Source organism: Actinomadura atramentaria DSM 43919 (genome assembly GCF_000381885.1).
Lineage (GTDB): Bacteria > Actinomycetota > Actinomycetes > Streptosporangiales > Streptosporangiaceae > Spirillospora > Spirillospora atramentaria.
This window is the reverse complement of the sequence record NZ_KB907208.1, coordinates 275682-298186: the sequence shown is the minus strand read 5'-3', so window position 1 is coordinate 298186 and position 22505 is coordinate 275682. Positions and strand designations below refer to the sequence as shown.

Annotated in this window: 17 protein-coding genes; 6 read left to right on the top strand and 11 right to left on the bottom strand. The window is 73.6% G+C overall.

Annotated elements, in window-relative coordinates:
- Positions 1–29 precede the first annotated feature (29 nt).
- On the top strand, positions 30–956 hold the full coding sequence (locus tag G339_RS0101350) for a sulfite exporter TauE/SafE family protein (protein ID WP_033322026.1): 927 nt from the start codon (positions 30–32) through the stop codon (positions 954–956).
- Between the two features lie 10 nt (positions 957–966).
- Here G339_RS0101350 and G339_RS32185 read toward each other — a convergent pair whose 3' ends face one another.
- From G339_RS32185 to G339_RS32180, 3 genes are read right to left on the bottom strand one after another with little or no spacing between them, the layout of a single operon-like run.
- Positions 967–2286 carry a lipopolysaccharide biosynthesis protein gene (locus G339_RS32185; RefSeq protein WP_019629278.1) on the bottom strand — a complete coding sequence of 440 codons (1320 nt, stop codon included), beginning with the start codon at positions 2284–2286 and terminating at the stop codon, positions 967–969.
- Entirely contained in the window at positions 2283–3674 is a 1392-nt protein-coding gene (locus tag G339_RS0101340; RefSeq protein ID WP_026341043.1) for a hypothetical protein, read from the bottom strand. The genes G339_RS32185 and G339_RS0101340 overlap by 4 nt, the downstream gene beginning before the upstream one ends.
- Positions 3674–4822, bottom strand: a complete 1149-nt coding sequence (locus G339_RS32180; RefSeq protein ID WP_205625465.1) for a glycosyltransferase family 4 protein — start codon at positions 4820–4822, stop codon at positions 3674–3676. The genes G339_RS0101340 and G339_RS32180 overlap by 1 nt, the downstream gene beginning before the upstream one ends.
- Positions 4823–4987: 165 nt before the next feature.
- On the opposite strand from G339_RS32180, the gene G339_RS0101330 reads away from it, so the two are divergent.
- Entirely contained in the window at positions 4988–6106 is a 1119-nt protein-coding gene (locus G339_RS0101330) for a DUF1972 domain-containing protein (protein ID WP_033322155.1), read from the top strand.
- A gap of 85 nt (positions 6107–6191) precedes the next feature.
- Here the strand turns inward: G339_RS0101330 and G339_RS32175 are convergent, their stop codons facing one another.
- Positions 6192–7820 (bottom strand): PQQ-binding-like beta-propeller repeat protein, encoded by a 1629-nt coding sequence (locus G339_RS32175; RefSeq protein WP_019629275.1) that lies wholly within the window; start codon positions 7818–7820, stop codon positions 6192–6194.
- A gap of 191 nt (positions 7821–8011) precedes the next feature.
- Positions 8012–11110, bottom strand: a complete 3099-nt coding sequence (locus G339_RS40160) for a LamG-like jellyroll fold domain-containing protein (protein WP_157407232.1) — start codon at positions 11108–11110, stop codon at positions 8012–8014.
- Positions 11111–11562: 452 nt separating this feature from the next.
- Here G339_RS40160 and G339_RS0101315 point away from each other — a divergent pair, with 452 nt between their 5' ends.
- The 3 genes from G339_RS0101315 (at position 11563) to G339_RS32160 (ending at position 15469) form a co-directional block, all read left to right on the top strand.
- Complete coding sequence (locus G339_RS0101315) at positions 11563–12138, top strand: hypothetical protein (RefSeq protein ID WP_019629273.1); 576 nt, start codon at positions 11563–11565, stop codon at positions 12136–12138.
- A 125-nt stretch (positions 12139–12263) separates the two neighbouring features.
- The gene (locus G339_RS32165; protein WP_019629272.1) at positions 12264–14063 is read left to right on the top strand and encodes a right-handed parallel beta-helix repeat-containing protein; all 1800 of its coding nucleotides are present in this window, start codon (positions 12264–12266) and stop codon (positions 14061–14063) included.
- A gap of 77 nt (positions 14064–14140) precedes the next feature.
- Positions 14141–15469: an O-antigen ligase family protein gene (locus G339_RS32160; protein ID WP_084693063.1), complete on the top strand. Its 1329-nt coding sequence runs from the start codon at positions 14141–14143 to the stop codon at positions 15467–15469.
- Here the strand turns inward: G339_RS32160 and G339_RS0101300 are convergent.
- Positions 15407–16408 carry a hypothetical protein gene (locus G339_RS0101300; protein ID WP_019629270.1) on the bottom strand — a complete coding sequence of 334 codons (1002 nt, stop codon included), beginning with the start codon at positions 16406–16408 and terminating at the stop codon, positions 15407–15409. The genes G339_RS32160 and G339_RS0101300 overlap by 63 nt on opposite strands.
- Before the next feature lie 174 nt (positions 16409–16582).
- Between G339_RS0101300 and rfbC the strand changes: the two genes are divergently transcribed.
- A complete protein-coding gene (gene rfbC / locus G339_RS0101295) occupies positions 16583–17179 on the top strand; it encodes a dTDP-4-dehydrorhamnose 3,5-epimerase (RefSeq protein WP_019629269.1) in 597 nt (198 codons plus the stop codon).
- Between the two features lie 32 nt (positions 17180–17211).
- On the opposite strand, the gene rfbD is transcribed toward rfbC, so the two are convergent.
- The 5 genes from rfbD to cysD all read right to left on the bottom strand — a co-directional run bounded on the left by rfbD (position 17212) and on the right by cysD (position 22457).
- Positions 17212–18063 (bottom strand): dTDP-4-dehydrorhamnose reductase, encoded by an 852-nt coding sequence (gene rfbD / locus G339_RS0101290; RefSeq protein WP_026341040.1) that lies wholly within the window; start codon positions 18061–18063, stop codon positions 17212–17214.
- Entirely contained in the window at positions 18060–19022 is a 963-nt protein-coding gene (gene rfbB / locus G339_RS0101285; RefSeq protein ID WP_019629267.1) for a dTDP-glucose 4,6-dehydratase, read from the bottom strand. The genes rfbD and rfbB overlap by 4 nt, the downstream gene beginning before the upstream one ends.
- Positions 19019–20086 carry a glucose-1-phosphate thymidylyltransferase gene (locus G339_RS0101280; protein WP_019629266.1) on the bottom strand — a complete coding sequence of 356 codons (1068 nt, stop codon included), beginning with the start codon at positions 20084–20086 and terminating at the stop codon, positions 19019–19021. Before G339_RS0101280 ends, rfbB begins: the two co-directional genes overlap by 4 nt.
- Positions 20087–20235: 149 nt before the next feature.
- Positions 20236–21498: a sulfate adenylyltransferase subunit 1 gene (locus G339_RS0101275; protein WP_026341039.1), complete on the bottom strand. Its 1263-nt coding sequence runs from the start codon at positions 21496–21498 to the stop codon at positions 20236–20238.
- A gap of 44 nt (positions 21499–21542) precedes the next feature.
- The gene (gene cysD / locus G339_RS0101270; RefSeq protein WP_019629264.1) at positions 21543–22457 is read right to left on the bottom strand and encodes a sulfate adenylyltransferase subunit CysD; all 915 of its coding nucleotides are present in this window, start codon (positions 22455–22457) and stop codon (positions 21543–21545) included.
- Positions 22458–22505: the final 48 nt, after the last annotated feature.

The following is a 22505-nucleotide window of genomic DNA, read 5'->3' as shown; positions in this document are numbered from 1 at the left end:
GTTCCCTAGCTAGCTGGTAGGTCATACGGATGGACTTCGATTGGACGATGGCGCTGGGCTCGTTCCTCGTCGCCGTCGTCGTCGGCCTCACCGGAATGGGCGGCGGCGCGCTGATGACGCCGATGCTCGTGACGTTCTTCGGCGTCAGCCCGCTCGCGGCCGTCTCCAGCGACCTGGTCGCCGCGGCCGTCATGAAGCCCGTGGGCAGCTTCGTCCACTACCGGCAGGGGACCATCGACCTGCGGCTCGTCGGCTGGCTGTGCGGCGGGTCGGTGCCCGCCGCGTTCTGCGGGGTGCTGCTCGCCCGCGCGCTCGGGCACGGGTCGGGCGTCGAGGACGTCATCTCGGTCGCGATGGGCGTCGCGCTGCTGCTGGCGGCCGCCGGGCTCGTCGTGCGCGGGATTCAGGCGCGGCGCCGGGACGCCGCGCTGTCCTCGTCCGCCGAGTCCGCCGAGCCCGCCGGGCCGGTCGCGATCCGGCCCGTTCCGACGCTGCTCGTCGGCGTCGTCGGGGGGCTCGTCGTCGGCCTGACCTCGGTCGGGTCCGGGTCGCTGATCATCGTCGCGCTGCTCGCGCTGTACCCGACGCTGCGCGCCAACCAGCTCGTCGGGACCGACCTGCTGCAGGCCGTCCCGCTGGTGTTCTCGGCCGCCCTCGGCCACCTGCTGTTCGGCGACTTCCAGATGGACGTGACCGCGGCGCTGCTCGTCGGGTCGGTCCCGGGCGTCTACCTCGGCTCCAAGATCTCCTCGCGCGCGCCGGGCGGGCTGATCCGCCGCGTGCTGGCGTTCGTGCTGGTCGCGTCGGCCCTGAAGATGTTCGGCCTGGCCGTCACACCCCTCGCCTGGACCCTGGTCGCCCTCGCCGCGGGCGCGACGGGCGTCTGGCTGGCGGGCCGCCGCCGCACCCCCGCCCCGACCCCGGACCGCACCGAGGACCCGGTCCGCACGGGCTGACCGGGTCCGGTCAGCCCACGGCGGGCACGTCGTCGGCGGCGGGCTCCGCCGCCGGACGCGCCTCGGTCGGGGCAGCGTCCGCCACCGGATCGCCGCGGCGCAGCATCCGCCACAGCAGCGCGGCCGACACCAGCCCGCCACTGCCCAGGCAGTACGGGACGAGCGAGGCGTTGCCGCCGTCCGCCACGAGCAGGCCCAGCAGCACCAGCAGCCCCACGGCGCTCTCCACGCCCCGGATCGCGAACACCGACCGCGACCGCTTGCGCGCCGTCGCCAGGCTCGCCAACGGCAGCGTGCAGGCGAAGCACACCGCGTAGACGCCCCAGCCGAACAGGGCCGTCCGGTCGATGTCGAACGACCCGCCCGTCACCACCGGGCCGAGCAACCCGCCGAGCGCGATCCCCGCCGCGCTCATCACCAGCGCGACGCCCGCCATCAGCGCGCAGCCCCGCACCGCCTGGACGGCCCGCATCGGCCGCCCGGCGCGCTCGGCCTTGGCGAAGTCGCCCAGCAGGAACCAGCCCGCGCCGTTGACGAACGTCATCGCGGGCGCGAGCAGCAGCCGGGACGCCTCCACGGCGGCGAGCGCCGCCGTGGAGGCCAGCCCCGCGACCATCAGCCGCGCCACCAGCAGCGCGCCCGGCCGGATGCCCGCCTGCACCGACCGCCACCAGGCGAACCCGGCGATCTCGCGGATCGCCGCGCCGCGCACCGGGGCGAGCGCGTACTCCTCGGCGGGCAGCCGCAGCCGGGCGAGGACGATCGACGCCGCGCAGCCCACGCACATCGCCGCGAGGACGAGCAGCACCGACGCGTCCGCGCCGAAGCCCAGCAGCGCGCCGAGCGCGGACAACGTCACCAGCAGGTAGCAGGCGTCGTTGAGCGTCAGCCGCCAGAACTCCATGCGCGCCGTGAAGACCCGCCGCCCGGTCTCGTTCAGCAGCCACAGTGCCACCAGCAGCGCGAAGACCGCCGCCTCGGCGGGGTCCGCCCGCCCCATCGCGGCCACGACCGCCGAGCCGACCGCCGCGCCGACGAGCATCGTGCCGCCGACCGCGAGCACCAGCGCGCCGCGCACCTTCGGGTCGAACCGGTCGAAGACGGTGAGCGTGTCGCCGACGAAGCTCGTCTGCACCGCCGTGATCATCACCAGGACGGCGAAATACAGCGCGTACGCGCCGTAGCCGTCCGCGCCGAGCGTGCGCGCGGCGAGGGCCTGCACGACGAGGCTGCCGCCCGCCGTCACGAACTGGACGGCGACCGCGCCCCCGGCCGAGGCGAGCAGCCGCCCGGCCTTCGCGGCGAGCTCGCGGGGGTCGCGGCGGCTCACGAGTCCAGGTTGAACTTGATCAGGCTCGGCGTCTCGTGCGCCCCGGACGTCCGCGCGCCGCGCTTGCCGCGGGACCGGCGGCCCGCGTGCGCGTGGTGCGGCTGGTCTTCGGGGAGCTGCGGGAAGAAGTCGTCCTCGGCGGTCTTGGTCGGGTCGCCGCCGAGCCGCGGCGGGGTCTTCGCGTCGTCGTCGCGCGCGGTCTCGTCGTCGGCGGGGGCGGCGGGCACGGCGGGCGAGCCACCCCAACCGTTGACCGCCGACTCCCCCGACGCGCGCGGGAGGTCGCCGACGGCCTCCCCGACCGCCTCGACGCGCGGCTCGACGCGCTGCGGGCCGCTCTCGCGCGTGCCGGACTCCGCGGCGTCGCGGCGCTGGGAGAACGAGTGCGCGGCGCGCTGGATCACCCGCTCCACGTCCGGGTCGAGGTCGGGCATCGGCGCGGCCCGGCGGCCCCGGCGGTCCGGCCGGGCGGGGCGGGGCGCGGGCCGCGGGGGCTCGACGGACGGCGGGTCGACGAGCAGCGGGTCCGCGAGCGGCGGGTCGGCCGGGGTCGCCGGGTCCGAACCGCCGACAGGTCGCGGCGTGGCCCTGCGGCTGTTCCGCCCCGGCGCGGAGGCGCGCAGGAACGCGACCACGCACGCGAGGATCACGCCGACCGCGACGCCGATCACGCCGTTCTGCGGGAGCTTGCTCGGCGCGGGGGCCGTCGGGTCGGCGCTGTCGACGAACTGCAGGCCGTCGTTGGTCTTGCCCTTGGCGGTGAGCAGCCCGCTCTCCTCGCTCTGCAGCTTGGCGAGGTTCGCCGTCAGGAGCCGGTAGGCGCGGCTGCCGGGTGTCGCGGTCTCCATGTCCTGCGTGGCCTTGCGCTCCAGCGCCTGGAGGTTCTTGATCTGGTCGTCGAGTCGGGCGATGTTCGTCGAGACCGTGACCTCGCGGTACGCCTGGACGGCCGCGTTCGCGATGGCGGCGGCCTCGACCATGTTCGCGCCCTTGGCGGTCACGACGACGACGCCGCCGTCGGTCTTGGTGGAGGTCTGCACCCGGCCGCGGAGCTGGCTCGGCGTCAGGTCCACCCCGTGCTTGGCCTTCAGGATCGCCGCCGCGCGGGCCAGGACCGGCGCGGAGCCCGCGAACGCGGCGCGCTGCGCGGTGAACGTCGCGAACCCGGGCCCGGACACGACGCCCATCCGCAGGACGTTGTTGTTGTTCGTCGGGTCGGTGACGGCGAAGCGCGCGGTCGCGGTCGCGCCCCCGAAGAGGATCTGGGTGGCGGCGACGGCGGCCAGCACGGTCGCCACCACGATGCCGACCGACATCAGGCGGTACCGCAGCACGGCCTCGACCAGACTGATCTCCGGCGTCGCCGGAGCGGAGGTCGGTGCTGTCATCAGGTGCTCCGCATCCTCGTGTGGGGGGCGCCGGCGATTCCGCCGACGGCGTCGCGCAGTTCCCGGTGGTAGCGCGGCAGGCCGAACCTGTCGCGGGCGTCCGCGCGGGCGCGCTTGGCCATCGCCAGCGCGCCGTCCCAGTCGTCCAGCAGCCGCGCCACGCCGTCGGCGAGGGCGGCCGGGTCGTCGGGGCGGACGAGGACGCCGTTGTCGCCGTCGCGCACGATCTCGGTGAGTCCCTGCGTCGCGCTCGCGACCACGGGCCGCCCCGCGAGCATGGCCTCGACGGCCACGTTCCCGAAGGGCTCGACCCGGGAGGGGACGAGCGCGATGTCGGCCGCGGCGAACGAGTCCCACACCGACGAGCGGAACCCGGCGAACGCGACCTCGTCGCCGGCCTCGGACCGCAGCCGCTCCTCGAACCACTCGTAGCCCGGGAAAACGCTACCGACCAGGGTCAAGGACGCATCGTACCCGCGTTCGCGCAGCAGCCGGACGGCGGCGACCGCGGTGTCGGACCCCTTGCGCGGCGAGAGCCGCCCGACGAGCACGAGCCGCGCGGGCCGGTGCGGTTCGGCGGGGGCGTCGGGGACGTCCTCGTCCGGCCCGGCGACGCCGTTGTAGACGATCGTCGCCCGGCGTCCCGCGCCGCCGAGCGCCGCCGCGCTGGCCCGGCTGTTCACCACGACGGACCGGGCGAGCCGCAGCGGGAGCCCGAGCGCGGCGCGGACGACCCCCGGCACGCCGTCCTCGGCCTCGTGGACGTGGCACAGCGCCGGGACGCGCGCGAGCCGCGCCGCGACGAACCACAGCGGGATCGTGACGGTGTTGACGTACACGGCCGCGGCCCGGTTGGCGCGCAGGAGCCGCCGGGCGGCGGGCAGCGCCCGCACCGCGGCGGCGGCCAGCCGCAGGAGGCCGACCGGCGTCAGGTACGCCTTGCGCAGCACCGGGACGTCGAGGAGGACGACCTCGGCCCCCGCGTCGCGCAGGACCGGGGCGAGCGGTCCGTCGGCGGGCAGCGTGACGAGGACCCGCCAGTGCGGCGCCAGCGCCCGGACCGACTCGATCAGCATCCGGTCGGAGCCGTAGAGGTCGGGTGACGGGTGGGCCAGCACCACGCACGGTCTCGGATCTCGGTCCTCCACGGCGCCCCCTGTTCTCCTGGCGATCCGTCTCTTGGATACCAGTTTCGCGCGGTCCTTAGATTAACTCCCGATTGCGGCCGAGACGCAGTGCTTCGGGAGCCCCTAGCCTGTGCTGAGTCCGACAGCAGACGAACAACGCAACAGGGGGCCTCGGTGCGCATCGCCATGATAGGGACTCGCGGGGTTCCGGCACGTTACGGCGGATTCGAGACCGCGGTCGAGGAGATCGGGCGGCGGCTGGCCGCAGGCGGTCACCGGGTGACGGTCTACTGCCGGGGCGAGCGCCACCCGGAGCGCGAGTACCTGGGGATGCGGCTCGTCCACCTGCCCGCCGTGCGCCGGAAGGTCGCCGAGACGCTGAGCCACACGGGCCTGTCGGTGCTGCACGCGGCGTTCCGCCGACCGGACGCCGCGATCGTCTTCAACGCCGCGAACGCGCCGCTGCTGCCGGTGCTGCGCACGCTGCGGATTCCCGTCGCGACGCACGTGGACGGCCTGGAGTGGAAGCGCACGAAGTGGAGCGGCGCGGGCCAGCGGTACTACCAGACGGCCGAGTCGCTCGCCGTGCGCTGGTCGGACGCCCTCATCGCCGACGCCACCGGCATCCAGGACTACTACCGCGAGCGGTTCGACGCGAACTCGGTGTTCATCCCGTACGGCGCCCCGATCCTGCGCGAGCCCGACACGGCGAAACTGGCCGAAGCCGGTTACCGGCCGCGCGGCTTCCACCTGGTCGTCGCGCGCTTCGAGCCGGAGAACCATCTGCACCTCAAGGTGGAGGGGTACCGGCGCAGCGGGGCGGAGCTGCCGCTCGTCGTCGTCGGCGCGGCCCCCTACGCCGACGAGTACACCGACAGGGTGAAGGCGCTCGCGGGCGACGATCCGCGCATCACGTTCCTCGGCAGCGTCTGGGACCAGGACCTTCTCGACGCCTTCTACGCGGGCGCGCTCACCTACCTGCACGGCCACTCGGTGGGCGGCACGAACCCGTCGCTGCTGCGTGCGATGGGCGCGGGCGCGCCCGTCGTCGCCTACGACGTGAACTTCAACCGGGAGGTGCTGGGCGAGGAGGCGGGCCGGTTCTTCGGCGACGCCGAGTCCCTGGCGCGCGAGATCGAGGCCGCCGAGGCGGACCCGGACGGCGCGGCCAAACGCGGCGTCGCGGCGCGCGACCGCGCGGCGGAGCGATACGTGTGGGACGACGTCGCGGCGGCCTACGAGCGGCTGTGCGAGGACCTGGCGGCGCGGCGGCTGACCCGGCGGACCGTCCGCCGGAAGGGCTGAGCCGCCTCCGACGCGCGAACGCGCCCCCGGTCCGCGGACCGGGGGCGCGTTCGCGTCGCGGCGGGCGTCGCCCGCGGGCGGTGCGTCAGCGGGTCACCTGGTTGGAGGCGGCGCTGGTCGCGGTGTTCCCGAAGGCGTCCTTCACCCGGATCTTGTAGGTGTGCTTGCCCTTCGGGGCCGAGCTGTCGGTGTAGCTCAGCGACGGCTTGGTCCAGAACGCGGACTTCGCCGTGGTCGTGCCGATGACCGTCCCGTCGCGCAGGATCTCGTAGGTCAGCGCGTTGTTGTCCATGTCCCAGGTCGCGGTCCAGGTGACCTTGATCTTGGTGGACAGGAACTGCTTGGCCGCCTTCGGCGCGGCCGGGGCCGCCGGGCCGGTCTTGTTCGGCGCCCTGTTCTTCAGCGCGAACCGGACGAGGCCCTGCTGGTTCTTGCCGTTCACGCGCGGGAACTCGCCGCCGAGCGCCAGGTAGCCGTCGTTGCCCGTGATGGCCCACGCCGCCTGGTACTGCTTGGTGAACGTGCCCATCGCCAGCGACGGGAACCAGTGGAGCAGCGACGGGATCGGCTGCTTGGAGTAGGTGCTGTTGGTGCCGGGCGCGCCCTTGTCGGTGCCGGTGGCCTTGACGGTCTCGGCGATGGCGCGCTGGTAGAACACCGGGTCCTGCTGCCCGAACGCGCCGAGCGAGGTGCAGTCGTGCGCGTGGTTGACGCTGTAGACCGCGTCGCCCTGCGGGAAGATGCTGTACGTCGCGCCGTAGCAGTTGTCGAGCCAGATCAGGGAGCCGTCGGAGGTCTTGGCGGTGAACCGGCCGTCGAACCAGTGGCCGCCCTCTCCGTCCGCGGCGGCGAACACCGTGTCGCCGACGATCTGCAGGTCGGTGACGTAGGAGAACTCCTTGCTGCTCTTCTTCGCCGGGATCGGCGTGCTCTTCCACGTCAGGCTGCCGCCGTTGGTCGCGTCCACCGCGCCGATCCCGACGTGCGTCGCGCCGTTCAGCTTCTGGAACCGGCCGCCGACCAGGACGCGGTCGCTGCCGGGCACGGCGGCCAGCGCGAAGACCTCGTCGTCGTCGGCGGTGGGCCGCCAGGTGTCGACGTTGGAGCCGTCGGCCGCCTTCACCGCGGCGAGGCGGGTCCGGGACTTGCCGTTGACGTTGAAGAAGTTGCCGCCGAGGTAGACGGTCGAGTTCGTCGCGGCGATGGCCCGGACCTTGTTGGACACGACCGGCGCGAACGACGACACCAGCGCGCCCGTCGCGGTGTCGAACGCCGCCACGCGGCTGCGCGGCTGCCCGTCCACGGCCGTGAACTCACCGCCGACGTACACGCGCTTGCCGTCCGGCGAGGCGACGATGCGCAGCCCCTGGCCGTTCAGCACGTGGTGGAAGGAGGTGACGAGGTTCCCGGTGGTCAGGCTGAACGCGAGGATGTTCTGCCGGTCGACCTCGCCCGCACCGCCCTCGGCGACGCCCGGCGGACGGGCCTTGGTGAAGTTCCCGGTCGCGTAGACCGTGTCCCCGACGGTGACCATGCTCCACACCACGCCGTTGACCTGCCACGTCGGCAGCGGATCGGCGCTGACGGTCGCGGGGACGCCCGACGGCGGGGCGGTGTCGGCGCCCGCGGGGATCGCCGGGGCCAGCGACGCGGCGACGAGTGCCGCGGCGGCAAGGGGGAGGGTCCACCGCCTGCGGTTGATGAGAGCGTTCACGTATCGGTCACTCCTGCATTGAACCGGCATGGCCCTCGCGGCCATCACGGCGGGAATATTAGTGCTCTCGATCCGATTCATCCGGATCTTCGTTGAATCCGCGCGGAATTTTCCCGCACGGGCGTTGCGCGGCGGGCCGCGCCCCGGAGTCGCGAGGACTCCGGGGCGCGGTCCCGCGCGCCGTCAGGCGATCAGCCCGTCACCGTCAGGTCGTCGACCGTGACCGTGCAGGGCGCGTTCGTGGCGCTGCCCGCCAGGTACGCGCGCATGCCGACCGACCCGGCGGCCTGGAGGCCGTCGGTGGCGTCGGTCTCGGTGAGCTGCCAGCCGGCCGGCTCGGCGGAGCCGTCCGCCCACACCTTGGCCCGCAGCGTCGTGGGCGAGGTGCCGCTGACGCTGAGGCGCAGGCGCAGCGGCGTCCCGGGGGTGTAGGTCAGCCCCGCGATCGTCTGCTCCGTGCCGATCACCGTCTCGGAGTTCGACGCGTTGGTGCGGCTGAGCTGGAGCGACACCACGCCGGACGGCCGGAACCGCACGCGCGCCCGGTAGTCGCCCTGCCCGGCGATGCGGCGGCCGGCGAGCCAGTAGTAGATCCCGTTGCCGGTGCCCTCCTTGTCGACCGACACCGCGACCCGCGCGTCGACGGCCGTGGCGGAGATCCCGTTGAGGTAGACCCCGGACGAGCCCGTGGGCGCGCTCATCGCGATGTGCCCGGCCCCGTCCGACACCGTCAACCCGGCCAGGTCGCCGACCCCGGTGTAGGCCCCACCGACGTCGGCCGTGCCGAATCCGCCGGCGGCGGTGCGGCCGAACGCGTCGTTCGCCAGGTAGGGCGTCGTGACCGTCACCGTGTGCGTGACCTCGTCGGTGGCGTTCTGGTCGTCGGTGACCTTCAGCTTGACGGTGTAGGTCCCGGCCGCCGCGTACGTGTGGTCCGGCTGGGCGCCGGTGCCGGTCGCGCCGTCGCCGAAGTCCCAGGCGTAGGACGCGAGCGTGCCGTCCGGGTCCGCCGATCCCGTGCCGTCGAACGAGCACGCGAGCTGCGTGCAGGACGACGTGAACGCGGCCGTCGGACTCTGGTTCGGCGCGATGGACCCGTTGCCGATCCCGTAGTGCCGGGCGACCTCGGCGGCGGTCAGCGCGCGCGGGTAGACGGCCACCTCGTCGAGCGTGCCGTTGAGGTAGTCGCTGGACGGCCGGTCGGTCCACCCGCTGAGGTTGTCGCCGCCGATCCGCCACAGCCCGCTGTAGCTCTGCGCGCTCGTGACGGACGGGTCCGCAGCGGCCTGCTGCCCGTCGACGAACAGCTTCATGCCGTCCGTGCCGTCGAGCGTGCCGACGATGTGGTGCCACGTCCCGTTGTTGACGGCCGTGGAACTGGTGATCGTCTTGACGGTGTTCGGGTAGACGCCGAACACGACCCGGCCGTTGTTGGTCAGGTAGAGGTGCCGGTCGTAGTTCGAGCTGTTGCCCGATCCCGAGTTCCCGTATCCGATGATCTTGCCGCCGGAGGTCGAGGTCGTCTTCACCCACGCCTCCACCGAGAAGTTCCCGGGCGTCGGAGCGTTGCCGCTGATGCCGGTGCCGAGGACCGTCCCGTTGAACTTCACGGCTCCGTCGTCGCCGGCGGCGAGCGCGCCCGACTGGCCGCGCGTCGTCCCGAACGCGAGCTGGACGTCGTTGCCGCCCGCCGTGTCGTAGATCGTCCCGCTGGACTCGCCGAGCCGCCAGTAGGACTCGGCGCCGCTCGCGAGGACCTCCGGCGGGTAAGGCCCGGTGACCGTCGTGCCCGAGCCGGGCGCGACCGCGTTGGACGGGTCGCTCGTCACGGCGTTGCCCGCCGGGTCCACCGCCCGCACCCGGTAGGTGTGGGTGCCGCTCGGCGCGGTCGTGTCGACGAACGCGAGCTTCGGCTGGCTCCAGAACGTCGAGCCGCGCGTGACCGTCCCGACCGGGGACGTGCCGTCGTCGCGCAGGACGTCGTAGCGCAGCGTGTTGTTGTCCATGTCCCACGTCGCCGGCCACGTGACGCGGACGCGCCCGCCCGGCAGGCTCTGCGCGGACGGCGTCGCGAGGTCGGCGGCCTGCGGCCCGGACTTGTTCGGCGCGAGCGCCTTGACCGCGAAGCGGACGAGGCCCTGCTGGTTCTTGCCGTTGACGCGCGGGAACTCCCCGCCCATCGCGACGTAGGAGTCGTTGCCGGTGACGGCCCACGCCGCCTGGTACTGCCCGGTGACCGTGCCCATCGCGAGCGTCGGGAACCAGTGGAGCAGCGTCGGGATCGGCTGGCCGCTGTAGCTGCTGTTGGACGCGGGCGGCGCGTGGTCGGTCCCGGTCGGGTAGATCGTCTCGGCGAGCGCGCGCTGCGGGGACCGGTCGGGGTAGGCCCCGAGCGACGAGCAGTCGTGCGCGTGGCTGACGCTGTAGAGCGCCTGATCCTGCACGAACAGGCTGTAGGTCGCGCCGTAGCAGTTGTCGATCCACACGAGCGCGCCGTCGGCGGCCTTGGCCGCGAACCGGCCGTCGAACCAGTGCCCGCCCTCGCCGTCGGCCGCGCCGTAGACGGTGTCGCCGACGACCTGGAGGTCGGTGACGTAGGAGAAGTTCGAACCCTGCTTCGCGGGGATCGGCGTGCTCGTCCAGGTCGCCGTGCCGCCGTTGGTCGCGTCCACGGCGGCGACGCCGACATGGGTCTCGCTGTTCAGGGACTGGAACCGGCCGCCGACGATGACCCGCGTGCCGCCGGGCGCGACGGCGAGCGCGAAGACCTCGTCGTCGTCGGCGGTGGGCCGCCAGGTGTTGACGTTGGAGCCGTCCGAGGCGTTCACCGCGGCGAGGCGGGTCCGCGAGTTGCCGTTGACGTTGAAGAAGTTGCCGCCGAGGTAGACGGTCGAGTTCGTCGCGGCGATGGCCCGGACCTTGTTAGACACGACCGGCGCGAACGACGGCACCAGCGCGCCGGTCGCGGTGTCGAACGCGGCGACCCGGCTGCGCGGCTGCCCGTCCACGGCCGTGAACTCACCGCCGACGTACACGCGCGAGCCGTCCGGCGAGGCGACGATGCGCAACCCCTGGCCGTTCAGCGAGTGGTCGAACGACTGGACGAGGTCGCCCGTCGTCAGGTCGAACGCGAGGATGTTCTGCCGGTCGACCTCGCCCGCACCGCCCTCGGCGACGCCCGGCGGGCGCGCCTTGGTGAAGTTCCCGGTCGCGTAGACCGTGGTGCCGACGGTGACCATGCTCCACACCACGCCGTTGACCTGCCACGTCGGCAGCGGATCGGCGGTCACCGTGGCGGGGGTGCCGGCGGGGGGATCGGTGTCCGCGGCGGCCGGGGCCGTCGGGAGGGCGGACACGCAGGCCAGCGCGGTGACGATCGCGGTGAGCAGGGCGGCGCCGCGGCGCCGGAGCGAGAAGAGGGCGGAGGGAGGTACGACGCTGCGCGCGGATGCACGGCGGGCACGCGTCGGATGTGCTCTCACGAGTGGTGTACCCCTAGACAATCCAGACTTCCGGACCCCACCGGTCACGGAAGTAAAAAAAGGGTAACCGAGGCGAGGTCAGCGACCCAGCGGATGCCTGAACCGGCCAATTCACCCGATCCCGCGACACGACGGCGACGAACCGGTGTTTCCGGCCGTCACGCCGACCCGCCGATGTCTAGACTGACGGACGATCCCCGACGCACCGTCCGGTCACCGGACGTTCCGGGCGCACCACCCCCGACCGAGAAGAGACACGCATGCCGCACTCCGGTTCCCGCCCGACCGCGCTCCGCGCCGCGGCGGCGGCGACGCTCGCGCTCGCGCTCGCGCTGTCCGGCTGCGGCAGCGACAAGAAGGAGGCCAAGCCCAAGCCTCCCCCGGCGCCCAGCGAGCAGCCGGAGTCCGAGGTCACGGCGGCGCCCGGGTCGGAGGCGCTGAAGTCGACCGGGCTGCGGCGGCCGGTGACCTACGACGACAAGGTCTCGGTCGCGGTCGTGGACGTCCGGCACGTCCGCAACCGCGCCACCGGGCCCGGCGAGGTGACCGGCAGGACGCTCACCATCTTCACGCTGCGGTTCACCAACGGCTCGTCGAGCACCCTCGACCTCAACAAGGTCCGCGTCCTCGCGCGGTACGGGCCGAAGGGCGCGCAGGCGAGCCCGACGTCCTACGCCAACCTCAACGACTTCTACGGGACCGTCGCCCCCGGCGCGAAGAAGAGCGCGTCCTACGCGTTCGACCTCCCGGCCAGCGGCTACAAGTCCGTGACGCTCAAGGTCGCGTTCGACGCCAAGCACCGGACCGCCGTCTTCACGGGCGCGATACACGCCTAACTCCCCTGATACGCAAGACGACCGGAACAGGTCAGTGGTGCCGGTGGTCCGCCAATGAGTGAACTGGGTATTTTTCCCAAGACCTGAACGGCCGTCCGGCCGACGGTCCCGACCCGGGGGTGGCTATGCGGTGGACCGCGCGACGCGCGCTGGCGGTGTCCTCGGCGGCGGTCGTCGGCCTCACCGGAGTGGGAGCCGTCGCCTGGAACCTCCCCGACGGCGGGGTCGCGTCGTTCACCGCCGCGTCCGGCCGCCCGGCCCCGCGCGGCGTCGGCGCCGCGAAGATCGGCACCACCGACTACAAGGTCCCGCGCGACGCCGTCGTGGTATCGCCCAGCGGCGACGACAACGCCAAGGGCACGCTCGACGCGCCGGTCGCCACGCTCAACCGCGCCGTCGACGCCGCGACGGACGGCGCGACGATCGTCCTGCGCGGCGGCACGTACCACGAGACGGTCGAGCTCCCCGCGGGCAAGCGGCTGACCGTCCAGTCCTACCCCGGCGAGGCGGTCTGGCTCGACGGCAGCTCGCCCGTCGGCGACTGGCGCGCCGAGGACGGCGCGTGGGTCCGCGACGGCTGGACCGCCAGGTTCGACCACAGCCCGAGCTACACCAAGGGCGCCCCGGCCGACCCGGACCCCGACTTCAGTTTCGTGTCCCCCAAGCACCCGATGGCCGCCCACCCCGACCAGGTGTGGATCGACGGCGTCGCCCAGCGGCAGGTCGGCTCCCGCGACGGCGTGCGCGGCGGAACGTTCTACGTGGACGAGGCCGCGCAGCGCCTCTACCTCGGCTCGGACCCGCGCGGCCGGGACGTCCGGGCGAGCACGCTCGACGAGGCGGTCACCGTCCGCAGCGACGGCTCGGTGCTGCGGGGCGTCGGCGTCCGGCGCTACGCGACCTCGCTGCCGCAGCTCGGCGCCGTGAAGGTTGCCGCGAAGGACGTGCGGATCGAGAACGTCGCCGTCACCGACTGCGCGACGACCGGCCTCAGCGTGCTGTCCTCCGGCGCGCGCGTCGAACACCTCACCACCACGCGCAACGGCCTCCTCGGCGTCCACGCCAACCAGGCCGACGACCTCGTCCTGGACCGGGTGCTCGCCACCCGCAACAATCTGGAGCACTTCAAGTACTCGCCGGTGTCGGGCGGCATCAAGGTCACGCGGTCCCGCGACGTCCGCGTCACCGACGGCGCGATGCTCGACAACCTCGGCAAGGGCGTCTGGCTCGACGAGTCGGTGGACGGCATCACGATCACCGGCGACCGCATCGCGGGCAACGCCGACCACGGGATCTCGCTGGAGCTGAGCGCGGCGGCGGTCGTCGCGAACAACCTCGTGCGCGACAACGGCGGCACCGGCCTGAAGGTCAACAACACGGCGAACGTGAAGATCTGGAACAACACGTTCGTCGGGAACCAGCGCACCGTCCACCTGGTCCAGGACCCGCGCAGCCCGGACGACCCGTCCACTCCCGGCCGCGACCCGCGCCGCGACTACCCCGACCCGGACATGACCTGGCGGCTCGGCGGCGTCGACATGAGCGACAACCTGCTGGCCGTCCCCCGCGACGGCGCGCCGTGCCTGCTGTGCGTCGAGGACGCCACGGGGCGGCGCGGCGGCGGCGACATGGACCTCGCGCTGGACGGCAACGTGTACGTCCGCCGCAGCGTCAACCGGCCCGCCGCCGCGGTGCTCTGGCCGACCAAGCCCGGTCGGCCCGAGTCGTTCGACACGCTCGCCGCCTTCCGCTCCGGCACCGGCCAGGAGCGCGCCGGCCGCGCCGAGGACTCCGCCGCTCCGGACGACGGCCCGGACGCCTGGGCGAAGGCGAACGCCAAGGCCGCGCGGCCGCTGCCCGAGGACGTCGCCCGCCTCGTCGGCAAGCCCGCGGGCACCCGGCGGATCGGCGCCTGGCTGTCCTGACGCGCGGCCCGGACCGGGCGGCGCGGGGGGCGCGCCGCGCCTATCCTGGTCGGGCCGCCCCCAGCCAGGAGACCACCATGAAAGTTTCCGGCGTGTTCCCGCGCCGCCGGCCCCCCGCGCCGTCGGCGGGCTGGTGGGCGTACGTGCTGCCGCTCGCCCTCATGCTCGCCAGCGACTACAAGCTCCGCAGCCGCGACATCGACGACGCCGTCGGCGGCAGCGCCGACCTCACCGTCCTGGTCGAGATCGCGGTCTACGGCGCGGCGCTGCTGTACCTCGGCTGGCGGTTCGGCTTCCGGCTCCCCCGGCGGCGCATCACCGGCCTGCTCTTCGCGGGCTGGATGTTCGCGCTGTACCTGGCGATGTCGTCGCTGTGGTCGCCGTTCAAGGCCCTCGGCGCGGTGCGCGGGGCGCAGCTCCTCATCACGATGACCGTCGCGCACTTCGTCGCGACCCGCGCCACCCGCGCCGACCTGCGGCGGCTCGCGCACGCGTTCATCGTCATCGTCGTCATCTCCGTGGGGATCGGGATCGCGCACCCGTTCCCGCGCACCAAGCACACCCAGGACCGCTTCAACTGGCTGTTCGTCCACCCGGTCATCGCGGGCGTGTACCTCGGCATCGCGATCCTGCTCGTCGTCGGGTACCTCGTCCGCTGGACGACGCCGCGCGACCGCCTGTGGCACCCGCTGGTGTACGTCGGGGCGCTCGCGGTGCTGTCGGGCGCGCTGGTGATGACGGGCACGCGCGGCGCGGCGATGGGCGCGGTCGCCGGGATCGCCGTCCTGCTCGCCACGGCGCGCGGGCCGCGCGGCCGGGTCGACGTGCTCATCGTCGGGGCGGCCGTGAGCGCGCTGGGCGTCCTGGCGTTCTCCGACAAGATCATGGCGTTCGCGACGCGCGGCGAGAGCGCGCAGCAGCTCGCCTCGCTCAACTCCCGGACGGACCTGTGGACGCTCGCGCTCAACGCGTTCAGCGAGGAGCCGATCTTCGGCCGGGGCCTCGGGGCGTCGCGCGGCCTGTTCCTGGAGGAGATCGGCCTCGGCGGCGGCCACAACGCCTTCATCAACGTCCTGGTCGACGACGGCGTCGTCGGCGCGGTCGTGTTCAGCGCCCTGCTGCTGACGCTCGCCGTGGTGCTGCTCCTGCTGGTCCGGCGGATCGACCTGCGCGCCGACGCGGGCACCGCGCTCGGCATCCTCGCGTTCTTCCTCGTGGACGGCATCACCACCGAGGGACTCGCCGCGCCCGCCAACGTGTCGGGCATCTGGCTGATGATTCTCATCGCCTGGACCGAGGTGATGCGGCGCGACGCGGCGGCCGCGCTCCCGTCGGTCGTCCCGTCAGTGCCGCCGCCGGACGCGCCGCCGGTTCCGCAGCCCGAGTCCCAGGCTCAGCGCGCCTAGCAGCGCGAGCCCGCCGAGCGCGGCGGTGCCGAGCGGCCCGCCGGGCAGCGCCGGGCGGCCCGGGACGGGCACCGGCCGGCCGGTGCCCCCGTCGGGGCGGACCGGCGCGTCGCCGCCCGCGGCCGCGGGGAGCGCCACGGACCGGAACACCGGCCGCGCGCCCGCGCTCGCGAAGACCGCGCGCTCCCCGGCCGCGTCCAGAGCGAAGTGCGCCGCCGGGACCCGGACCCGCAGCACGTGCTCGACGTCGCCGCGCACGCTCGCCAGGACCCGCACGTCGGCGGCCGTGCGCAGCACGACGCGGCCCTGCGCGGTCATTCCCGCGCCGAGCGCCCGGAACGCCAGGACGCGCATCCGGGTGAGGTCGTTGACCTGCGGGCCGAGCGCGCCCGGCAGCGCGTACAGGGCGGTGGCGCGGGCCGTCCGCGCCAGGACGTAGACGCGCCCGTCGCGCGGGTCCGACAGCAGCGTCCCGGCGGCGTGCGCGCCGTCGGGGTACCGCACCGTGCGCTTGCGGACGGGCAGCGTGCCGCTCTTCAGCGCGGTGGGCTCGACGACCTCGTACATCCCGATCGTGCCGCGCGGCTGGCTGAGGTCGGCCAGGTAAAGGCGCGGGCCGCGCGCGTCGTCGCGGGCGGCGGTCAGGGCGTCCAGCGCGACCCCGGCGGGGACGCCGGACAGCGCGTAGACGGCGCGGGTGCGGCCATCCGGGCCGAGGGCGTACAGCCGTGGCGCGCCCGCCGTCCCGGCGAGGGCCCACCACACGCCGTCGTGCCCGACGCTCGGCGCGATCCCGGCCAGGCCCCGCACGCGGGGGTCGGCGGGCCGGAACGACGCGGCCACCGACGGCGTCGTCGTCGGCGCGGGCGTGCCCGGGGCGGTCGGCGTGGACCGCGGGCTCGTCCCGCCCGGCGTCGGCGCGACTCCCGGCGCGGTCAACGGCACGGGCTGTCGCACGGGCGGTCGCACGGGCGCGGCCAGGGCGGGCGACGCCCCGGCCGCGACGGCGAGCAGCGCGGCGGCCGCCGCCGCGCACGCGGCCCGGCCGCGGCGGGCACCGGCCGGGAATCGCCGAAGACGTCCCGCGACGCGGCTTGTGGCATTCTTGCGCTCGTGATCCCGCTCAGCGTCGACGGCGCGTTCCTGTTCTCTCCCCGTGTCCACGGCGATAACCGGGGGTCCTTCCACGAGTGGTTCCAGGGCGACGCCCTGCGGGAGCGGATCGGGCACCGGTTCGGCCTCGCGCAGGCCAACTGCTCGGTGTCGGCCCGGGGCGTCGTGCGCGGCGTCCACTTCGCCGACGTCCCGCCCGGCCAGGCCAAGTACGTGAGCTGCGTGCGCGGCGCGATCCTCGACGTGGCCGTCGACCTGCGCGTCGGCTCGCCGACGTTCGGCGAGCACGCCGTCGCCCGGCTCGACGAGGACAACCGCGACTGCGTCTACCTCGCGGAGGGCCTCGGCCACGCCTTCCAGGCGCTGACCGACGACGCCACCGTCGTCTACCTGTGCTCCGCGCCGTACGCGCCGGGCCGCGAGCACGGCATCGACCCGCTCGACCCCGCGCTCGGCATCGAGTGGGCCGCCGACGTCGCGCCGGTCCTGTCGGCGAAGGACGCGGCCGCGCCGTCGCTCGCCGATGCCCGCGCCGCCGGGCTCCTGCCCGACCACGCGGCCTGCGAACGGTACCGGGCCGAACTCGGCGCCCGCTGACCCGTCGGACGCGCGCCGCCCCGCGGCGGTGCTCAAGGCACGCCGAGCACCGGCCAGGCGGCGTGCAGGGCGGCACGCCAGTCCCGCATCGGGGGCAGACCGGTAGCGGCCCAGCCGTCATGGCCGAGCACGCTGTAGGCGGGGCGGGGGGCGGGGCGGACGAAGCCGTCCGAGGTGACGGGGCGGACCCTGCCGGGGTCCGCACCGAGGAGCGCGAAGACTTCGCGGGCCAGGTCGAACCAGGTGGCCCGACCCGCGTTGGTGCCGTGATAGATCCCGGGGGGAGCGGACGATCCGGCGAGGTCGATGATCCGGTCGGCGAGGTCGCCGGTCCAGGTGGGCTGGCCGACCTGGTCGTCGACGACGTCCACGGTCGGCCGGGTCGCGGCGAGGCCCGCGATGGTCCGGACGAAGTTCGGCCCGTGCGCGCCGTACAGCCACGCGGTGCGCACGACGTGGCCGCGCCCGGTCGCCAGGACGGCCCGCTCGCCCGCGAGCTTGGTGCGCCCGTAGGCGTTGACCGGCGCGGTCGGGGCGTCCTCCCGGTACGGCTCATCGGCCGTCCCGGCGAACACGTAGTCGGTGGAGGGCTGGACGAGCGTCGCGCCGGTGTCGGCGCAGACGGCGGCGAGGGCCGCGACGGCGGTGCCGTTGACCGCGAGCGCCGCGTCCTCGGCGGCCTCGGCGGCGTCCACGGCCGTCCACGCGGCGCAGTTCACCACGACGTCGGGGCCGTGGCGGCGGACGGCGGCGGCGGTGGCGGCGGCGTCGCGCAGGTCGAGTTCGGCGCGCGTCACCGCGACGACCTTCGCGCCGCGCTCCCGCAGCCGCACGCACAGTTCGGTCCCGAGCATCCCGCCCGCACCGGTGACCAGCCAGATCAACGGACGCTCCCGGCGCGCAGCGGTTCCCACCAGGCCCGGTTCTCCTCGTACCAGCGGACGGTGTCGGCCAGGCCGTCCTCGAACGCCACGCGCGGCGCGTAGCCGAGGGCGCGCAGCCGCGCGTCCGACAGCGAGTACCGCCGGTCGTGGCCCTTGCGGTCGGTGACGCGCTCGACGCGGTCCCAGCCCGCGCCGCACGCGGCCAGCAGCCGCTCGGTGAGCTGCAGGTTCGTCAGCTCGGCGGTGCCCGCGACGTGGTAGACCGCGCCGGGCTCGCCGCGCTCGGCGACGAGCCGGATGCCGCGGCAGTGGTCGGTGACGTGGATCCAGTCCCGCACGTTCCCGCCGTCGCCGTACAGCGGGACCGTCGTGCCGTCCATGAGGTTCGTGACGAACAGCGGGATGACCTTCTCGGGGAACTGGTACGGCCCGTAGTTGTTGCCGCAGCGGGTGATCGAGACGGGCAGCCCGTGCGTGCGGAAGTACGCCAGGGCGACGAGGTCGCCGCCCGCCTTGGCCGCCGAGTACGGGGAGTTGGGGGCCAGCGGGGTGTCCTCGTCCCACGAGCCGTGCTCGATGCTGCCGTACACCTCGTCGGTGGAGACCTGCACGACCCGGCCGACCCCGGCGTCCAGGCACGCCTGCATGAGGACCTGCACGCCCTGCACGTTGGTGCGGACGAACTCCCCGGCGCTCGCGATGGACCGGTCGACGTGCGACTCGGCCGCGAAGTTCACCACGACGTCGTGCCCGCGCACCGCCTCGCGGACCAGCTCCGCGTCGCAGACGTCGCCCCGCACGAACCGGTACCGGCCCTCGACGGGCGCGAGGTTGGCGAGGTTCCCCGCGTAGGTGAGCTTGTCGAGGACGGTGACCTCCGCCGACCCCTCGGCGACGAGGTCGCGCACGTACTGCGAGCCGATGAACCCGGCTCCGCCGGTGACCAGGACGCGGTTCACCGGCTCACCTGCACGGTGCTGTGGTCGCCGAGGACGAGCCGGTGCGCGCGCGGCACCGGCGGCGCGGGCGTCACCCGCGCCTCCCGGCCGATGAGCGAGCACTCGATGCGCCCGACCCCGTCGATGGACGCGCCGCGCAGCACGATCGAGTACTCGATCTCGCTGCGGTCGATCGCGCAGTCCCGGTCGACCGAGGTGAACGGGCCGACGTAGGAGTCGCGGATGCGCGTCCCCGCGCCGATGACGGCGGGGCCGACGATCCGCGAGCGCGCCACCGACGCGCCCCCCTCCACCACGACCCGGCCGATCAGCTCGCTGGCCGCGTCGACCTCGCCGCGGACGCGCGGTTCCACACCCTCCAGCACGAGCCGGTTCACTTCGAGCATGTCGGTGACGTTACCGGTGTCCTTCCAGTAACCGGTGATGACCGTGGACTCCACCCGGCGGCCGTCGTCGATCAGCCACTGGATCGCGTCGGTGATCTCCAGCTCGCCGCGCGCGGACGGCTTGAGCCGCGCCACCGCGTCGTGGACGGCGGGCCCGAACAGGTACACGCCGACGAGCGCGAGGTCGCTCTTGGGCTCGCTCGGCTTCTCCTCCAGCCCGACGACGCGGCCGTCGGCGTCCAGCTCGGCGACGCCGAACGCGCGCGGGTCCGACACGCGGGTCAGCATGATCTGCGCGTGGGGCCGCTCCGCGCGGAACCGCTCGACGAGGTCGGCGATGCCGCCGACGACGAAGTTGTCGCCGAGGTACATGACGAAGTCGTCGTCGCCGAGGTAGTCGCGGGCGATCAGCACCGCGTGCGCGAGCCCGAGCGGCGCCTCCTGGCGCAGGTAGGTGACGTCGAGGCCGAACGCGGAGCCGTCGCCCACCGCCGCCTCGATCTCGGCGGCGGTGTCGCCGACGATGATTCCGACCTCGCGGACGCCCGCGTCGCGCAGCGCCTCCAGCCCGTAGAACATCACCGGCTTGTTCGCCACCGGGACGAGTTGCTTCGCCGAGGTGTGCGTGATCGGCCGGAGCCGCGACCCGGAACCGCCCGCCAGCAGCAGCGCCTTCATCGCGCGGACGCCTTCGCCCGGCCGACGCGGCCCGCGCGGTCCGGGGGGAGGTTCTGGATCATGGGGGCTCCACGGGTGGCCGGTGCCGGTGCGGGGCCAACCTTACCGGCATAACGGCCACCCGGAGCCAACTCGCCCGACGGGCCGGACTACTTCGCGCCGAGGATCATGCCCGCGCCGACCGTGTTGTTCGTCGCCTCGTCGATCAGGATGAAGCCGCCGGTCAGGCGGTTGCGGCCGTAGTCGTCCACGAACAGCGGCTGGGTGACGCGCAGCGAGACGCGGCCGATCTCGTTCAGCCCGAGGGACGGCGCGGACTCGTCGCGGTGCAGCGTGTTGACGTCCAGGCGGTAGTTCAGCGTCTTCACCATCGCCTTGGCGGTCCGCGTCGTGTGCTTCAGCACGAGCTTCATGCGCGGCGACAGCGGGCGGTCCGGCGTCATCCAGCAGACCATCGCGTCGAGGTCCTGCGCGGACTCCGGCCGGTTGTTCGGCCGGGCGATCATGTCGCCGCGCGAGATGTCGATCTCGTCGGCGAGCCGCAGCGTCACCGACATCGGCGGGAACGCCTCGTCGACCGGCCCGTTCGGCCCGTCGATGTGCGTGATCGTCGTCGTCAGCCCGGACGGCAGGTGGACGACCTCGTCGCCCGGCTTCAGCACGCCGCCCGCGACCTGCCCCGCGTAGCCCCGGTAGTCGTGCAGTTCGGGGTCGGTGGACGCGTGCGGGCGGATCACGTACTGCACCGGGAACCGCACGTCGATGAGGTTGCGGTCGGACGCGATGTGGACGTGCTCCAGGTGGTGCAGCAGCGACGGCCCCTCGTACCAGGGCATGTTCACCGACCGCTCCACCACGTTGTCGCCGTGCAGCGCCGACAGCGGCACGAACGTCAGGTCGGTGACCTCCAGCTTGGAGGCGAACGCGGTGAACTCGTCCACGATGCGCTCGTAGACCTCGCGGTCGTAGCCGACCAGGTCCATCTTGTTAACCGCGACGACCAGGTGCGGGACCTTCAGCAGCGTCGTCAGGAACGCGTGCCGCCGCGACTGCTCCAGGATGCCCTTGCGGGCGTCCACCAGGATGATCGCCAGGTCGGCGGTGGACGCGCCCGTCACCATGTTCCGGGTGTACTGGATGTGCCCGGGGGTGTCGGCGATGATGAACTTGCGGCGCGGCGTCGCGAAGTACCGGTACGCCACGTCGATCGTGATGCCCTGCTCGCGCTCGGCCCGCAGGCCGTCGGTGAGCAGCGCCAGGTTCGTGTACTCCTCGCCCCGGTCCGCGCTGGTGCGCTCCACCGACTCGAGCTGGTCCTCGAAGATCGATTTGGAGTCGAACAGCAGCCGGCCGATCAGCGTGGACTTCCCGTCGTCCACGCTCCCGGCGGTCGCGAACCGCAGGATGTCCATCTGCTTGCCGGACGCGGCGGCAGGGGACGGCGCAGTGGCCTCCATCAGAAGTAGCCCTCCTTCTTGCGGTCCTCCATCGCGGCCTCGCTGGCGCGGTCGTCGGCGCGGGTCTGCCCGCGCTCGGTGATCCGCGTGGCCGCGATCTCCTCGATCACCTCGTCCAGCGTCGCCGCCGCCGACTTCACCGCGCCCGTGCAGGACGCGTCGCCGACCGTGCGGTACCGGACGGTCGCCTCGAAGGCGGGCTCGTCGTCGCCGCGGTTGGCGTAGGAGATGTCGGCGAGCAGCATCCCGTCGCGCTCGAACACGCGGCGGGAGTGCGCGAAGTAGATCGAGGGCAGCTCCAGCTCCTCGCGCCGCACGTAATCCCAGATGTCCAGCTCGGTCCAGTTCGACAGCGGGAACACCCGGACGTGCTCGCCCTGCCGGATACGCGTGTTGTAGAGGTTCCACAGCTCGGGCCGCTGGTTCTTCGGGTCCCACTGGCCGAACTCGTCGCGGAACGACACCACGCGCTCCTTGGCGCGGGCCTTCTCCTCGTCGCGGCGCGCGCCGCCGAACGCCGCGTCGAAGCGGTGCTCCTCGATCGCGTCCAGCAGCGTCGTGGTCTGCAGCCGGTTGCGGCTCGCGCGGCGGCCCGTCTCCTCCACGACGCGGCCCGCGTCGATGGACTCCTGCACGGACGCCACCACCAGCCGGACGCCGACCTCCGCGACCCGCCGGTCCCGGTACTCGATCACCTCGGGGAAGTTGTGGCCGGTGTCGACGTGCATGACGGGGAACGGGACCGGCGCGGGCCAGAACGCCTTCTGGGCGAGGCGCAGCATCACGATGCTGTCCTTGCCGCCGGAGAACAGCAGCACGGGCCGCTCGAACTCCGCGGCGACCTCGCGGATGATCTGGATGGATTCGGCTTCGAGGACGTCCAGCTGGGACAGCAGATAGTCAGAGCGCTGCATGGTCTCGGATCTCTCCACGCTTTCTGGCAGATGCACCGGTCGGGCCGC

Bases quoted from the DNA above. Each gene is read 5' to 3' on its own strand.
- G339_RS0101350 (WP_033322026.1), top strand. From the start codon at position 30: ATGGACTTCGATTGGACGATGGCGCTGGGCTCGTTCCTCGTCGCCGTC.
- G339_RS0101340 (WP_026341043.1), bottom strand. From the start codon at position 3,674: ATGACAGCACCGACCTCCGCTCCGGCGACGCCGGAGATCAGTCTGGTC.
- G339_RS0101330 (WP_033322155.1), top strand. From the start codon at position 4,988: ATGATAGGGACTCGCGGGGTTCCGGCACGTTACGGCGGATTCGAGACC.
- G339_RS0101315 (WP_019629273.1), top strand. From the start codon at position 11,563: ATGCCGCACTCCGGTTCCCGCCCGACCGCGCTCCGCGCCGCGGCGGCG.
- G339_RS32165 (WP_019629272.1), top strand. From the start codon at position 12,264: ATGCGGTGGACCGCGCGACGCGCGCTGGCGGTGTCCTCGGCGGCGGTC.
- G339_RS32160 (WP_084693063.1), top strand. From the start codon at position 14,141: ATGAAAGTTTCCGGCGTGTTCCCGCGCCGCCGGCCCCCCGCGCCGTCG.
- G339_RS0101280 (WP_019629266.1), bottom strand. From the start codon at position 20,086: ATGAAGGCGCTGCTGCTGGCGGGCGGTTCCGGGTCGCGGCTCCGGCCG.
- G339_RS0101275 (WP_026341039.1), bottom strand. From the start codon at position 21,498: ATGGACATCCTGCGGTTCGCGACCGCCGGGAGCGTGGACGACGGGAAG.
- cysD (WP_019629264.1), bottom strand. From the start codon at position 22,457: ATGCAGCGCTCTGACTATCTGCTGTCCCAGCTGGACGTCCTCGAAGCC.